Raw genomic sequence first — 13,551 nt, forward strand, 5'->3', positions numbered from 1 at the left:
ATGTCTCATATCATTGTCCTTCATGGCGCATCGAGTAGTGGCAAGAGCACAATCGCCCGCGCACTTCAGAAGAAGATAGAACTGCCGTTCTGGCATATCTCGATCGACCATCTTCGGGATGCCGGGGTGCTGCCTTTGGATCGGTATCGCGCAGAAGAGTTTAATTGGCCCTCGGATCGGGCCGCATTCTTTGATGGATTCCACAGGTCGGTGGCCGCTTATGCGGATGCGGGCAATCATTTGATGCTTGAGCATATCCTGGATACACCGGGTTGGGCGGAGCAGCTTCAGTTCCTGTTCAGAGCTCATGATGTGCTGTTTGTCGCGGTCCATTGCCCTTTGCCGGTACTAACCGAGCGTGAGCGTCGACGAGGGGACCGCCCATTGGGCAGCGCCGCGCGGGATCAAGCTACGATCCACATCGGCAGGCGATACGATCTTGAGGTCACCTCGACCGATGGAACCGATCTATGCGTTGATGCCATACTCGCCACATGGCGCAGCGGTGAACGCCGGTCCGAGTTCTCGGACGCCACAACCTAGCGAGTAGTTGTCAGCCTCTGGGCCGGGCGGCCGGGTAGACCCCCAGAATCTCGACATTGGTCGTAAAGTGCTGCAGCTCATCCATTGCCAGTTGGACATTCCGGTCGTCCGGATGCCCCATGATATCGGCGTAGAACTGGGTCGCTGTGAACGAGCCATCAACCATATAGCTTTCCAGCTTGGTCATGTTAATCCCATTGGTCGCAAACCCGCCCATGGCCTTATAGAGAGCAGCGGGAATGTTGCGGACCTGAAAGACGAAACTGGTGATCATCTCATGGTCACCACGACGCGAAGTATCAGCCTCGGGTGACATAACCAGAAACCGCGTTGTGTTGTCGCCGTGGTCCTCGATATGGCGCGCCAGCACGTCCAGGCCATAGATTTCAGCGGCCAGTTCGCTGGCCAATGCGGCTGATTGCGGATCGTTAGCCTCAGAGACTTCACGTGCGGCGCGGGCGTTGTCAGGGCTGACGCGGCCCCGAATGCCATGTTCGCGCAGGAAAGTGGCGCATTGAGGCAGCAAAACCAGATGGGAATGCGCCTCGGTCACATCCTCAAGTTTGGCGCCGGGGACACCAAGCAGATTGATGTGAACCCGCACATACGCCTCATCAATGATGTGCAGGCCGCTATGGGGCAGAAGCCGGTGAATGTCGGCCACGCGCCCATACGTGGTGTTCTCGACCGGCAGCATGGCCAGATCGGCCTGGCCCGAGCGAACCGATTCGATCACATCCTCGAATGTCCGACAGGGCAACGCCTCCATATCCGGCCGCGCATTGCGGCAGGCCTCGTGGCTATAGGCACCGGGTTCCCCTTGAAATGCAATGCGATTGGTCATTTGGTCGATTCCGTGCAACAAGTTCTTGAATTGGGCGTTTAGTCGCGGTGTCTATACCTTGCCTCTCGTCAGGGGAAGCCTTAGACACCTGCGCAGACAGCTGAAATGGACACGCGATCAATGTTCGACACGATGACAGTTACCAAGGCCTCAGCAGGCCTGTTCGGCACTTTCCTGGTGCTTCTTCTGGCTAAATGGGGCGCGGATATCCTGTATTCGCCCGGTGGTCATGGCGAGGCGGAAGCCGCTTACATTATCGAAACCGAAAGCGCGGGCGAAAGCGCGAATGGCGAAGAATTGGTCTTCGAAGACCTGCTGGCCGCAGCCGATGTCGACAAGGGCGCCAAAGTGTTCCGCAAATGCACCGCATGTCACAAGCTGGAAGACGGAGCGAACGGAACAGGCCCCTATCTGTATGCTGTGGTTGACCGCCCTGTTGCAACGGCCAAAGGGTTCACCGGCTATTCGGCAGCGATGCAAGCGCATGGTGGCAACTGGACGCCCGAAGCGCTGGATGCCTTCCTTGAGCGCCCAAGCGCTTATATCTCGGGCACATCCATGAGCTTTGCTGGCCTGAAAAAGCCGCAAGATCGCGCAGATTTGATTGCCTATCTGCAGACCATCGGCAATTGATCCTTTGACAGATCAAAAACTCGTGAAAGCCGCTGCCTGTTGCAGCGGCTTTAATTTTTGCGTGAGGATTACTTCACAATACGCTCATGCATTCTAAACTTGAAACTGTGTGTTCTAGGCCTTTAGCTAGGCTGAGACGCATCAAGACGTTGACAGGTTTGTAGGAGAGGTGGGGATGACACGCAAAAGCACGATACCAACGCAGGCGCGTATGAACAGGCGCACCGCGCTGCAGCTATTGGGCGGTACGGCAGTTGCTGCAACCGCCCCCGGGCTCGGCGGCGTCTTGGCCGCTGGTACTGAAGCAGAGACCATCATTCGGGCACATGGGTATTCGTTCTTTGGTGACCTTAAATATCCACCTGACTTCAAACATTTTGATTATGTGAACCCGGATGCTCCTGTCGGGGGCCATATATCGGTTTCAACGCGCGGCACGTTCGATGGGATGAACCGGTTCAACTGGCAAGGCAAAGCCGGGCGGTATTCGGGGCTGATTGCGGAAAGCATGTTTGGCGAAAGCCCATTTGGATCTGCGACGCCTGCAGACTCCATCACAGAAGCTTACGGGTTGTTGGCCGAGGCCGTCGAATACCCAGACACCAAGGAATGGTGCATATTCTATATGCGCCCCGAAGCTCGGTTTGCAGATGGCACTCCGCTGACCGCTCATGACGCAGCGTTCACGCATGACCTGTTTCTGGAACAAGGCATCCGCAGCTATGCCCGCGCGGTGAAGCAGCGGATCGAAGGTTATGAGATCATCGATGACCACACGATCAAATATAACTTCGTGGATGGGGTTTCGCGCCGCTCCTTGATTTCTCAGGTTGGCGGGACCCCTGTGTTTTCAAAAGCCTGGTACGAAAAAACGGGCGAGCGATTGGATAAGCAGAGCTTGCAAACTCCGATGGGCAGCGGGCCCTATGTGGTCGATGATTTTGAGCTGAACCGCTATATCGTCTATCGCCGCAACCCCGACTATTGGGGTTGGGACCTGCCGATCAATGTGGGTCGTCACAACTTTGAGACCGTTCGGGTCGAATACTTCGCAGACGATGCTGCCGAATTTGAGGCGTTTAAGGCGGGTGTCTACACCTTCCGGGCCGAAGGCAGCACCAAAAAATGGGCAACGGGATATGAGTTTCCGGCTGTCCAAAACGGCTATGTGAAACGTGAAGAAATTCCGGTCATGTCGCCTCCATCGCCTTCGGGTTTTATCTTCAATATGACGCGGGCACCGTTTGACGACATCAAAGTGCGCGAGGCTTTGGGGCTTGCCTTCAACTTCGAATGGACGTCTGAATCTCTGCAATATGGTCTGACAGAACAGCGCCATTCCTTCGCAGAAAACTCGGAAGTCGCTGCCGAGGGGGTCCCGACAGGTCTTGAAAAAACCTTCCTCGAGTCACTTGGCGATTTGGTCCCCGAAGAGGTTCTGACACAAGAAGCGGTGCGTGCGCACAGCTCAAATCCATCGCGTACCGTGGATCGTAGGAACAAACGCACCGCGTTGAAACTGCTGTCCGAAGCGGGCTGGACTGTAAATGGTGCGGGCAAACTGCAGGATGCAGATGGCAATCCAATGTCCATCCAGATCATGCTGAATGCGTCCTCTTCGGACACGGCAGAGGCTATCGTGACTACCTATGCATCAAGCCTGGAAAGCTTTGGTGTTTCAGTCACGGTTGAAAAGATCGACAGTGCCCAGTGGATTCAGCGGTACTATGATAAAGACTTCGACATGATCTTTTTCCGCAACCAGCCGTTCTTGGAAGCAGGTACCGGTCTCAAACAGGCGTATGGATCAGAAAACGCCGTCGTATCGTCTTACAACCCGCAATCTTTGCAAAGCCCGTTGGTTGATGCGATCATTGATGCGGCTCTGGATACCAAGTCGCGCGAGGAAGAGATCGCATCACTAAAAGCTCTGGATCGTGTCCTTAGATACCTGCGTATTCAGGTACCGTCTGGATATGTTTCAGATACCTGGGTCGCCTACTACGACATGTATGAGCATCCCGAGGTACTGCCTCCGCTGGCTGTGGGTCAGTTTGATTTCTGGTGGTTTAACGAGGAAAAATACCAGAAACTAAAAACTGCCGGCGCGGTGAGGTAACAGGCTTTGGGCGCATATGTACTACGCCGGCTTTTGCTGGTCATTCCAACGCTGCTTGGCATCATGATCGTGAACTTCACGCTCGTGCAATTTGTGCCAGGTGGCCCGATCGAGCAAATTCTGGCTCAGATGCAGGGCGAAGGTGATGTATTCGCCGGTTTTGCCGGGGGCGAGAACGTTCAGACCGAAGAAACATTTGGGTCGGACAGCGAATACATCGGCGCCCGTGGACTGCCGAAGGAATTCATCGAAGAACTGGAAAAGGAGTTCGGTTTCGACAAACCGCCGCTAGAGCGGTTTTTGAACATGTTGGGTAACTACCTGACGCTGGATTTTGGTGAAAGCTACTTCCGGTCGATCAGCGTGATCGATCTGGTGCTCGAAAAGATGCCCGTGTCGATCTCTCTGGGCCTTTGGTCGACCCTGATTGCCTATCTGGTCTCCATTCCCTTAGGCATTCGCAAGGCCGTCAAGGATGGATCGACCTTCGATACCTGGACCAGCGGAACCATTATCGTCGCCTATGCCATCCCAGGTTTCTTGTTCGCCATCCTGCTGCTGGTTCTTTTTGCCGGAGGATCCTATTGGCAAATCTTTCCACTACGCGGGCTGACCTCGGACAATTGGGAGAGCTTGAGCCTGTTTGGCAAAATTGCTGACTATTTCTGGCACATCGCCTTGCCGATCATTGCGCTGACCATTTCTGCCTTTGCGACGCTGACGCTGCTGACCAAAAACTCGTTCCTGGATGAGATCAAAAAGCAGTATGTCATGACGGCCCGCGCGAAGGGGTTGAGTGAGAAACGGGTTCTCTATGGCCATGTGTTCCGCAATGCCATGTTGATCGTGATCGCTGGATTCCCTGCTGTTTTCATTGGGGTGTTCTTCGGTGGATCAATCATTATCGAGACGATCTTCTCATTGGACGGGCTCGGCCGTCTCGGGTTCGAAGCTGCCGTGGCGCGTGACTATCCGGTGATATTTGGGACGCTGTTCATCTTTGGCTTGATGGGTCTGGTTGTAGGGATCATCAGCGATCTGATGTACGTCCTTGTCGATCCGCGGATCGACTTTGAAAAGCGGGAGGGATAAGTGGCTCTCTCCCCTCTGAACCAGCGCCGCTGGCGCAATTTTCGGCGTAACAGCCGGGCTTTCTGGTCTTTGATCATCTTTTCAATCTTGTTCGGCTTGTCCCTGTTTGCCGAGTTCATCGCCAACGACAAACCGATCCTGGTGCAATACCGCGGCGATTTCTATACGCCGATCTTCAACTTCTACGCTGAAACTGAATTTGGCGGCGACTTCCAAACCGAAGCGATTTATCGCGACCCAGAGGTCATGTGCCTGATCGACAGTGGTGGTATGGACGCCTGTTTCGACGATCCCGAAGGCATCATTGAACAGATCGATGCCGGAACATATCAGGCCGACGGGTTCGAACGCGGCTGGGCCATCTGGCCTCTGATCCCGTATTCCTACAACACCAGCGTCGACCGCCCCGGAGCGGCCCCATTGCCGCCCAACGGGCAGAACCTGCTGGGCACGGATGACACGAAACGCGATGTGCTGGCGCGGGTTATCTATGGCTTCCGCCTGTCGATCCTGTTTACCCTGCTTGTAACAGGCGCGGCCAGCCTGATCGGTATCTTTGCGGGGGCCATTCAGGGGTTCTTTGGCGGTTGGCTTGATCTGATTTTCCAGAGGATTATCGAGATCTGGTCAGCAACGCCCTCACTCTATGTCATCATCATCATGTTTGCCATTTTAGGCCGAAGTTTCTGGTTGCTGGTGGCATTGATGATACTGTTCGGCTGGACCGGTCTGGTGGGTGTTGTTCGGGCCGAGTTCCTGCGGGCGCGCAATCTGGAATATGTCCGTGCCGCGCGCGCGCTGGGCGTGGGAAACATGACCATCATGTTCCGCCACATGCTGCCCAATGCAATGGTTGCCACGCTGACCTTCATGCCATTTATCGTAACCGGCACCATCGGCGGGCTGGCCTCACTGGATTTCCTTGGTTTCGGCCTGCCATCCTCGGCCCCGTCTCTGGGTGAGTTGACCTTGCAGGCCAAGCAGAACCTTCAGGCCCCGTGGCTGGCCTTCACCGCGTTTTTCACCTTTGCCATCATGCTATCGCTGCTTGTCTTCATTTTCGAAGGCGTCCGCGATGCATTTGATCCCAGAAAGACCTTCTCATGAGCCTTTTGGATGTGAACAACCTTAAGGTCTCGTTCCGGCAGGACGGGCAGATCTCTGCGGCGGTCAAAGGTGTTTCGTTCACCGTGGACCGGGGTGAAACTGTTGCGCTGGTCGGGGAATCCGGATCGGGTAAATCTGTGACAGCCTTGTCGACGGTGTCCCTGTTGGGGGACAGCGCGATTGTGGAAGGGTCCGTGCGGTATGACGGGCAAGAGATGATTGGCGCGTCTGATGCCAAGCTGATGGAGGTACGCGGAAACGACATCAGCTTTATCTTTCAGGAGCCGATGACATCGCTGAACCCATTGCACACAATCCAGAAGCAGATGGCCGAGTCTCTGGCGTTGCATCAGGGGTTAACGGGCGATGCAGCGCGCGTTCGGATTGTCGAATTGCTGACCAAGGTTGGCATCCGCGACCCCGAGGAACGGCTGGACAGCTATCCGCACCAACTGTCGGGTGGGCAGCGCCAGCGGGTGATGATTGCGATGGCCTTGGCCAACAAGCCGGACATCCTGATCGCAGATGAGCCCACGACCGCGTTGGACGTGACTATACAGGCGCAGATACTGGAACTGCTGGCAGAACTTCAGAAATCCGAGAATATGGGGATGCTGTTCATTACCCATGACCTTGGAATCGTGCGGCGGATTGCTGATCGAGTCTGCGTGATGAAGGATGGCGAGATCGTCGAAACCGGGATCACGGCTGAGATCTTCGACAATCCGCAACACCCCTATACGCGCAAGCTATTGGAGGCTGAGCCTTCGGGCCAGCCTGACCCAGTGGCTGCGGACGCCGAAGAGGTTGCACGCACGGATCATCTGAAAGTCTGGTTCCCGATCCAGCGTGGTTTCCTGAAACGCACCGTCGGGCATGTGAAGGCTGTCAATGACGCCACGCTGAGTGTCAGGGCTGGAGAGACGTTGGGCATTGTCGGCGAAAGTGGTTCGGGCAAAACGACGCTTGCCTTGGCCATCATGCGGTTGATCGCATCTGAAGGCGGTATCACGTTCCGCGATCAGGACGTGCGCCGCTGGTCAACGCGCGAGTTGCGGCGGTTGCGCAAGGACATGCAGATCGTGTTTCAGGACCCGTTTGGCAGTCTGAGCCCGCGTTTGACCTGTCAGCAGATCATTTCCGAAGGGTTGGCCATTCACAATGTCGACCCGCACCGCGCGCCGCGCGAATTGGTGGCCGAGGTGATGACCGAGGTGGGTCTGGACCCTGCCTCGATGGATCGATATCCGCATGAGTTTTCGGGCGGGCAGCGTCAGCGGATCGCGATTGCGCGTGCCATGGTGTTGCGACCAAAGCTGCTGGTACTGGATGAACCGACCAGCGCGCTGGATATGACGGTGCAGGTGCAGATTGTCGACCTGCTGCGGGATCTACAGCGGAAATACGGGCTGGCCTATCTGTTCATCAGTCATGATCTGAAGGTCGTTCGGGCGATGTCGCATAACGTGATCGTCATGCGCAACGGCGATGTGATCGAGATGGGCGCAGCAGAAGACCTGTTTGAAAACGCTCAAACAGATTATACACGCGAACTGATCGCAGCGGCGGGCTGACGCCCGCCTCGCGCGCTTTTTATGCGTTGGCTTTTTCGCGTGTGGCCGTAGTTGGGACCGGTCCGCGCAACTCCTCGTAGTGATCGAAGTTCAGGTTTACCCAGCCGGTGCCACGCGTGGCGCTGGCGAGGGTTCGGTGCAGTTCATCCTGTGCGACGGCCGGAAGTTGGGCGTTGAAAATTTCCCACCCCGACGCATTTGGGTTGCCTTCGAACCCCAGAACCTGGCCTTGCAGCGAACTGATCGTGGGGACCAGATCACCCACAAAATCGGATGGCAGGTGAATCTCGGCACTCAGAATGGGCTGCAGCACAACCGGCTTGGCTTGCGGCAGGGCCTCACGTACAGCGTTCTTGCCAGCCGTTCGGAATGCATAGTCCGAGCTGTCGACATTGTGGTGTTTACCATCGCTCAGGATGACTTTGACATCTACCACCGGAAAGCCCTCGGGGCCTTGAACCAGAGCATCCTGTGCCCCGTGTTCAACCGATGGGATGTAGTTCTTGGGAACGGCCCCGCCCTTGACGACCTCTTCAAACTGAAAGCCCGAGCCGCGGGGTAATGGCGAAACCGAGATGACGACATCAGCGAACTGTCCTGCCCCACCTGATTGCTTGCGGTGTCGATGTCGGTGGTCGACGGGTGCGCGAATTGTCTCGCGATAGGCGGTCTCGACCGCGTCGGTCTCGATCTCGATCCCGAAATCTTCGGCCAGCTTGGCGGTAACGCGCCGCATATGCTGCGGTCCTTGCGAACCCAGAATAGCATGCCCGCTGAGTTCATCCTGTTCCATCTGAAGCCCTGGATCGATCTCGACCAACCGTGTCAGGGCATTTGACAGGCGCACATCGTCCCGCTCATGCGCGGGCGAGACCACCTGTCGATGCGCAACCGGGTGCGACGCGGCCCAATCGGGCAGCGGTGTCGCTGCGCGGCTGTCATAGATGAACCCGGGGTTGAGGTGATCGGACTTGACCGCCAGACCGATCTGCCCGGCCTCAAGGGCACCAATCTGTGTCTTGGCGTCCAGCGTGGTCAGGTTGCCAACGGTTTCGCCGCCTAAGGCCTCATGCGCTTTGATACCATCGCCCAGGCAGCGCAGCACGGTAATCTTACCGATATGCTTTTTCACATCGGCAAACCCTGCGATGGCCCGCGCATTGTCCGCCGCCTCATCTCGTCCGGCGGCGATGTCAAACTCCGGGGCTTCGTGTCTTAGAGCTTTCATGAGCCGGGTCAGGCCGTTGCCATGGCTCGCGGCCCCCAGGCAGGCCGGGATCAGTTGGTGGTTCTGTAAGACTTGCGCGGCGAGTTCATAAACCTCGGCGCTTGGGGGTTGCTTGTCCTCGATCAATTGTTCCAGCAGGTGATCGTCAAAGTCCGACAAGGTTTCCAGGAGCTCGGTGCGCGCCTCTTGTTCGCGATCCTCAACCGATTGTGGCAGCTCAATCAGAGCCGAGGGTTGGCCTTCTTGATATTTCCACGCCCGCTCGGAAATCAGATCAACCGCGCCGATGATCGTGTCCCCATCCCGGATTGGCACTTGTCGCAATGCGATGTGATGGGAGCAATAGGTCTGCAGCGCGCTGATGATGTCGCGGACACGGCCATTTGGGTTGTCCATTCGATTGATGAACAAAAAGCAGGGGATACCAGCCTCTTCGATCAGGCGCAGATAGGGTGCGCAAAGTACCGCGGCGTCCGGGTCGGGTGGCACGACCACAACCGCCGCGTCCGAGATTGCCATGGCGGGGCCGACATAGGCCAGCGCATCGCCACCGCCATCGACGTCAACCGCGCACCAGGGCTCGTCCAAATAAGAAAAACCGTGCAAATGCACGGTTCCGCAGATGTCGAATGTTGTGGGGCGCCCGTCGAGGCGGCTTATGGCCTCGACCAGAGTGGATTTGCCCGATTGGCTGGGGCCTAGAACCGTGAAAACGCGCATAAGTGCTGTCCCTCTTTCAGGTTGCAGAGTGGCTGCACGAAAGGGGTTGCCTTACGCTTGGGGCGTCGGCACGGGTTGTCTGCGAATGGGCCTGCCTCGGGCTGTGGGCCCATATAGAGGCCCACGCCTTGAGTGTGCGGAATACACATGCCGTGCGTCAAGTCCCCTGTTTCGCATCGCCTGTCCGGGGGTGCTGCGCAACTCGGGATGTTAGATCGCGGAACTATGCCCGGCTTTGCTCAGGTCATAGGCATCGAAATTCCGTGCGATCATCCGGGTCAAGGCGCGGGCCTCAGGCGGAATGAACAGCCCATCGGTGGTGACGCGCAGTAACCCGTCGAAGGCTGCGTTTACCGAATTGCACATACGGTTCAATTCCTCAGTTGACACATCGTGGTCGCGCAGAATTTCCGCTGAGTTGATTTGGAAATCGCACATCAACGCTTCGATCAGCCGAGACCGCAACACGTCCTGACCTTTGAACAAATGTCCGCGTGAGGTCGAGAATGTGCCGTCGCGGATCGCCTTGATATAGGCCGAAGTCGCCGGGTCGTTCTGTGCATAACCTTGCGGAAAGCGCGAGATCGAACTTGCGCCAATGCCTATGAGAACCTCGGCCTGATCGTCAGTGTAACCTTGAAAGTTTCGTTTCAGCCGCCCTGTATTCAACGCCTTGGTCAGGCCGTCTTCTTGCGACGCGAAATGGTCGATGCCGATCTCTGCGTAGTTATCCCATATGAACAGGCGGCGGGCTGTGTCGAAGAGATCCAGTCGCTGCTCCGGGGTGGGCAAGGCATCCGATGGAATCAGCTGCTGCCGCTTGGCCATCCACGGCACATGTGCATAACCATATAGGGCGACCCGATCCGGATTGAGCGACAAAAGCTTCTGAACGCTTTCTGTCATACGCGCCTTGGTCTGATGGGGCAGGCCATATAGAATATCGGCGTTCAAACTGGTGATGCCGCGGGCGCGGATCATGTCTATTGCATGTCGGGTGGTCTCGTAGCTTTGAACGCGGCCAATTGTCTTTTGAATCTCATCATCGAAATCCTGCACGCCGATTGAGGCCCGGTTCATGCCAACCTCGGCCAGCGCATCCAGCCGTGCCTCGTCAACCTCATTCGGGTCGATTTCAACCGAGAACTCCGCCTTGGGGCCCAGGGGAACAATGCTAAGGATATGCCGAGATAGATCGCGTATCAGATTGGCGTTCAACAAGGTTGGCGTGCCGCCACCCCAATGAAGACGCGATAAAACCACACCGTCGGGCAGGCGCGCTGCCAGCAAATCAAGCTCGACTTTCAGCACATCCACGTAAGCGATCACTGGGTTATCGGTTTGCGTTCCCTGCGTGCGGCAAGCGCAGAACCAGCACAGTCTGCGGCAGAAGGGGACATGAATGTATAGCGAGATCGCGCTTCCAGGCTTGATTGCGGACACCCAGTCACCAAAACGATCCGCCCCCACATCATTGCTGAAATGGGGGGCGGTGGGGTAGCTGGTGTAGCGCGGTACCTTCGCGTCAAAAAGTCCAAGCCGAGCCAATTGTGATTTCTGTATCATGGCGATACCCTAGGCACCTAGACGACCTGGCTGCTTTGACCGAGATCAAGTGGGAACGCGCATGACTGCAAAAGTACAGTTCGATCACGCCAACTGTGAAAGTTGCCCCATCCGTCATCGCGCCGTGTGCGCGCGCTGTGATGCGGATGAGCTCGAAGTGCTCGATAACATCAAGTACTACCGCAGCTTCGAAGCGGGCCAGACGATCATATGGTCAGGCGACCAGATGAACTTTGTTGGCTCGATCGTGTCGGGCATCGCCTCGCTGACACAAACCATGGAGGACGGCCGGACCCAGATGGTGGGTCTGTTGCTGCCCAGTGATTTTGTCGGTCGCCCTGGGCGCGACGCGGCGGCCTATGATGTGCAGGCCACCACGGATGTCGTCATGTGCTGTTTTCGTAAAAAACCCTTCGAAGACATGATGAATGTGACGCCACATATTGCACATCGTCTGCTTCAAATGACCTTGGATGAGTTGGACGCTGCCCGCGAGTGGATGTTGGTCCTGGGGCGCAAAACCGCGCGGGAAAAGATTGCCAGCCTGTTGTCGATCATTGCCCGGCGCGATGCATCGGTCAGCCAAAAGGGGCTGTCTGGTCCGTTTGTTTTCGATCTCCCGCTTACACGCGAAGCCATGGCGGATTACCTTGGTTTGACGTTAGAGACCGTCAGTCGACAGATTTCAGCGCTCAAAAAGGACGGGGTGATCTTGCTGGAAGGCAAACGACATGTGACCGTACCGGATATGGATCGGCTGATGGAAGAGGCCGGAGATGACTCGGATGGCGGATTTCTTGTCTGAGTGTCCGGCTCGGCAGCGGTCGCAAAGGGCCGCACGCCCTTTTTAAGGAGAAGACCGTGGAATTCAGCAGTGTATTGGCCATGGTTGCAATCGGTGCAATCGCAGGTTGGTTGTCGGGCAAAATCATGGAAGGTCGCGGGTTTGGACTGTTCGGGAACATCATCGTCGGAATAGTTGGCGCTTTTGTAGCCGGTCTAATTTTCCCGGCGCTGGGTTTTTCCGTTGGCGGTGGCGTGTTCTCGTCCATCTTCGCCGCCACTATTGGCGCGGTGATATTGTTGTTCCTGATCGGTCTGGTGCGGCGCGGGTGATCAAGGAAGCTGCCCGGACAGGCAGCCTCCACAGTGTAAGCCTTGTTTAGTGGGCAAGAAAAACCGGCACCACAGACTGTTCCAGCATATTGCGCGTTGCCCCGCCCAATATCGCCTCGCGAAAACGCGAATGGCCATAGGCCCCCATGACAATCATGTCCGATTCCGTGTCGGTCGCATGTCGGTTCAGGATGTCGGAGACCCGAGTCATGGTTTTGCTGAGCACTTCGATTTCGCATTTGACGCCGTGCCGTGCCAGCATCTGTGACAAGCCGCCGCCCGGATCCGATCGGTCGGGCCCGTGGCGGGGTGGGTCGATTACAACGATGTGTGCCAATTCGGCTTGCCTAAGGAATGGCAAAGCGCGTCGAACGGCGTGCATCGCTTCGATACTTTCGTTCCAGGCAATCATGATGTTTTGAGGCGCAGAGACAGGATTGTCCGTGCCCGGTACAACCAGAACCGGGGCATGACCTTCGAACATCGCGGCCTCGATGATGGGTTCGGCTTCGGCCCCGCAATCCTCACCATAGGGTTGAGGCAGAACGACTAGGTCTGAAAACCGCGCGCGGTGCGCGACGTGGCGACCAATGTCGGCAATCTGGGCAACGCCGCTTTCCGCCGACCAGCGCGCACCTGTTTTTTGCAGATAGTCCTTTGCAAAGGCCAGCACTTCTTCGGCTTCAGCGTTGGCCCGGCTTAGGGTTTCCTGAAGGATCATCGCGTTGGCCCCGGCATAGTAATAGCCGGTTTGGCTGCGATCGACGCCTAGGCACAAGGCCTCGGCATGGCCATCCTGTGCCTGGGCCAATGCGGCCGTCTGAGCAAGCGCGGGCAGCGCCGCCTTTGTTTCAGTCATGATGGTGAGAATAGATTTATAAGCCATGTTGACCTCATCTTCCGGGCGTGGGTTCGGTATCAGTAAACGCCCATTCACCTATTATGCGTGTCACAGAAAACGGCGGGTTGTCTTGACTCAGATCAAAGCAGTCGGGACCATCATTCGACA

General features: G+C 56.7%; 12 protein-coding genes. 8 read left to right on the forward strand and 4 right to left on the reverse strand.

Going from position 1 to position 13,551, the window contains the following annotated elements; all coding sequences use genetic code 11:
* Positions 1-543: a chloramphenicol phosphotransferase CPT family protein gene (locus tag AC2FFE_RS13225; RefSeq protein ID WP_496846851.1), complete on the forward strand. Its 543-nt coding sequence runs from the start codon at positions 1-3 to the stop codon at positions 541-543.
* Positions 544-553: 10 nt separating this feature from the next.
* Here the strand turns inward: AC2FFE_RS13225 and AC2FFE_RS13230 are convergent, their stop codons facing one another.
* The gene (locus tag AC2FFE_RS13230) at positions 554-1,387 is read right to left on the reverse strand and encodes a prephenate dehydratase (protein WP_496819706.1); all 834 of its coding nucleotides are present in this window, start codon (positions 1,385-1,387) and stop codon (positions 554-556) included.
* A 120-nt stretch (positions 1,388-1,507) separates the two neighbouring features.
* On the opposite strand from AC2FFE_RS13230, the gene AC2FFE_RS13235 reads away from it, so the two are divergent.
* The 5 genes from AC2FFE_RS13235 to AC2FFE_RS13255 all read left to right on the forward strand — a co-directional run bounded on the left by AC2FFE_RS13235 (position 1,508) and on the right by AC2FFE_RS13255 (position 7,912).
* Entirely contained in the window at positions 1,508-2,020 is a 513-nt protein-coding gene (locus AC2FFE_RS13235) for a c-type cytochrome (protein WP_496846866.1), read from the forward strand.
* A gap of 175 nt (positions 2,021-2,195) precedes the next feature.
* Positions 2,196-4,139 carry an extracellular solute-binding protein gene (locus AC2FFE_RS13240; RefSeq protein ID WP_496846852.1) on the forward strand — a complete coding sequence of 648 codons (1,944 nt, stop codon included), beginning with the start codon at positions 2,196-2,198 and terminating at the stop codon, positions 4,137-4,139.
* 6 nt (positions 4,140-4,145) lie between these two features.
* Positions 4,146-5,231 carry a microcin C ABC transporter permease YejB gene (locus AC2FFE_RS13245; RefSeq protein ID WP_480826413.1) on the forward strand — a complete coding sequence of 362 codons (1,086 nt, stop codon included), beginning with the start codon at positions 4,146-4,148 and terminating at the stop codon, positions 5,229-5,231.
* Positions 5,232-6,338, forward strand: a complete 1,107-nt coding sequence (locus AC2FFE_RS13250) for an ABC transporter permease (protein ID WP_496819709.1) — start codon at positions 5,232-5,234, stop codon at positions 6,336-6,338.
* Positions 6,335-7,912, forward strand: a complete 1,578-nt coding sequence (locus AC2FFE_RS13255; RefSeq protein ID WP_496819710.1) for an ABC transporter ATP-binding protein — start codon at positions 6,335-6,337, stop codon at positions 7,910-7,912. Before AC2FFE_RS13250 ends, AC2FFE_RS13255 begins: the two co-directional genes overlap by 4 nt.
* A gap of 19 nt (positions 7,913-7,931) precedes the next feature.
* Here the strand turns inward: AC2FFE_RS13255 and AC2FFE_RS13260 are convergent, their stop codons facing one another.
* Both AC2FFE_RS13260 and hemN read right to left on the reverse strand, forming a co-directional pair.
* Positions 7,932-9,860, reverse strand: a complete 1,929-nt coding sequence (locus tag AC2FFE_RS13260; protein ID WP_496846853.1) for an elongation factor G — start codon at positions 9,858-9,860, stop codon at positions 7,932-7,934.
* Positions 9,861-10,070: 210 nt separating this feature from the next.
* Positions 10,071-11,426 (reverse strand): oxygen-independent coproporphyrinogen III oxidase, encoded by a 1,356-nt coding sequence (gene hemN / locus AC2FFE_RS13265; RefSeq protein ID WP_496846854.1) that lies wholly within the window; start codon positions 11,424-11,426, stop codon positions 10,071-10,073.
* Between the two features lie 61 nt (positions 11,427-11,487).
* Here hemN and fnrL point away from each other — a divergent pair, with 61 nt between their 5' ends.
* Together fnrL and AC2FFE_RS13275 are read left to right on the forward strand one after the other, a co-directional pair.
* The gene (fnrL, locus tag AC2FFE_RS13270) at positions 11,488-12,231 is read left to right on the forward strand and encodes a transcriptional regulator FnrL (RefSeq protein WP_496819713.1); all 744 of its coding nucleotides are present in this window, start codon (positions 11,488-11,490) and stop codon (positions 12,229-12,231) included.
* 80 nt (positions 12,232-12,311) lie between these two features.
* On the forward strand, positions 12,312-12,542 hold the full coding sequence (locus AC2FFE_RS13275) for a GlsB/YeaQ/YmgE family stress response membrane protein (RefSeq protein ID WP_480550860.1): 231 nt from the start codon (positions 12,312-12,314) through the stop codon (positions 12,540-12,542).
* A 46-nt stretch (positions 12,543-12,588) separates the two neighbouring features.
* Here AC2FFE_RS13275 and AC2FFE_RS13280 read toward each other — a convergent pair whose 3' ends face one another.
* On the reverse strand, positions 12,589-13,428 hold the full coding sequence (locus AC2FFE_RS13280) for a universal stress protein (RefSeq protein ID WP_496846855.1): 840 nt from the start codon (positions 13,426-13,428) through the stop codon (positions 12,589-12,591).
* Positions 13,429-13,551: the final 123 nt, after the last annotated feature.

This window comes from Ruegeria sp. YTSA168, assembly GCF_059610045.1.

What these genes read in the sequence shown, in the direction of transcription:
- AC2FFE_RS13225 (WP_496846851.1), top strand. Translation starts at nt 1, where the DNA reads ATGTCTCATATCATTGTCCTTCATGGCGCATCGAGTAGTGGCAAGAGC.
- AC2FFE_RS13230 (WP_496819706.1), bottom strand. Translation starts at nt 1,387, where the DNA reads ATGACCAATCGCATTGCATTTCAAGGGGAACCCGGTGCCTATAGCCAC.
- AC2FFE_RS13235 (WP_496846866.1), top strand. Translation starts at nt 1,508, where the DNA reads ATGTTCGACACGATGACAGTTACCAAGGCCTCAGCAGGCCTGTTCGGC.
- AC2FFE_RS13240 (WP_496846852.1), top strand. Translation starts at nt 2,196, where the DNA reads ATGACACGCAAAAGCACGATACCAACGCAGGCGCGTATGAACAGGCGC.
- AC2FFE_RS13255 (WP_496819710.1), top strand. Translation starts at nt 6,335, where the DNA reads ATGAGCCTTTTGGATGTGAACAACCTTAAGGTCTCGTTCCGGCAGGAC.
- AC2FFE_RS13260 (WP_496846853.1), bottom strand. Translation starts at nt 9,860, where the DNA reads ATGCGCGTTTTCACGGTTCTAGGCCCCAGCCAATCGGGCAAATCCACT.
- hemN (WP_496846854.1), bottom strand. Translation starts at nt 11,426, where the DNA reads ATGATACAGAAATCACAATTGGCTCGGCTTGGACTTTTTGACGCGAAG.
- fnrL (WP_496819713.1), top strand. Translation starts at nt 11,488, where the DNA reads ATGACTGCAAAAGTACAGTTCGATCACGCCAACTGTGAAAGTTGCCCC.
- AC2FFE_RS13275 (WP_480550860.1), top strand. Translation starts at nt 12,312, where the DNA reads ATGGTTGCAATCGGTGCAATCGCAGGTTGGTTGTCGGGCAAAATCATG.
- AC2FFE_RS13280 (WP_496846855.1), bottom strand. Translation starts at nt 13,428, where the DNA reads ATGGCTTATAAATCTATTCTCACCATCATGACTGAAACAAAGGCGGCG.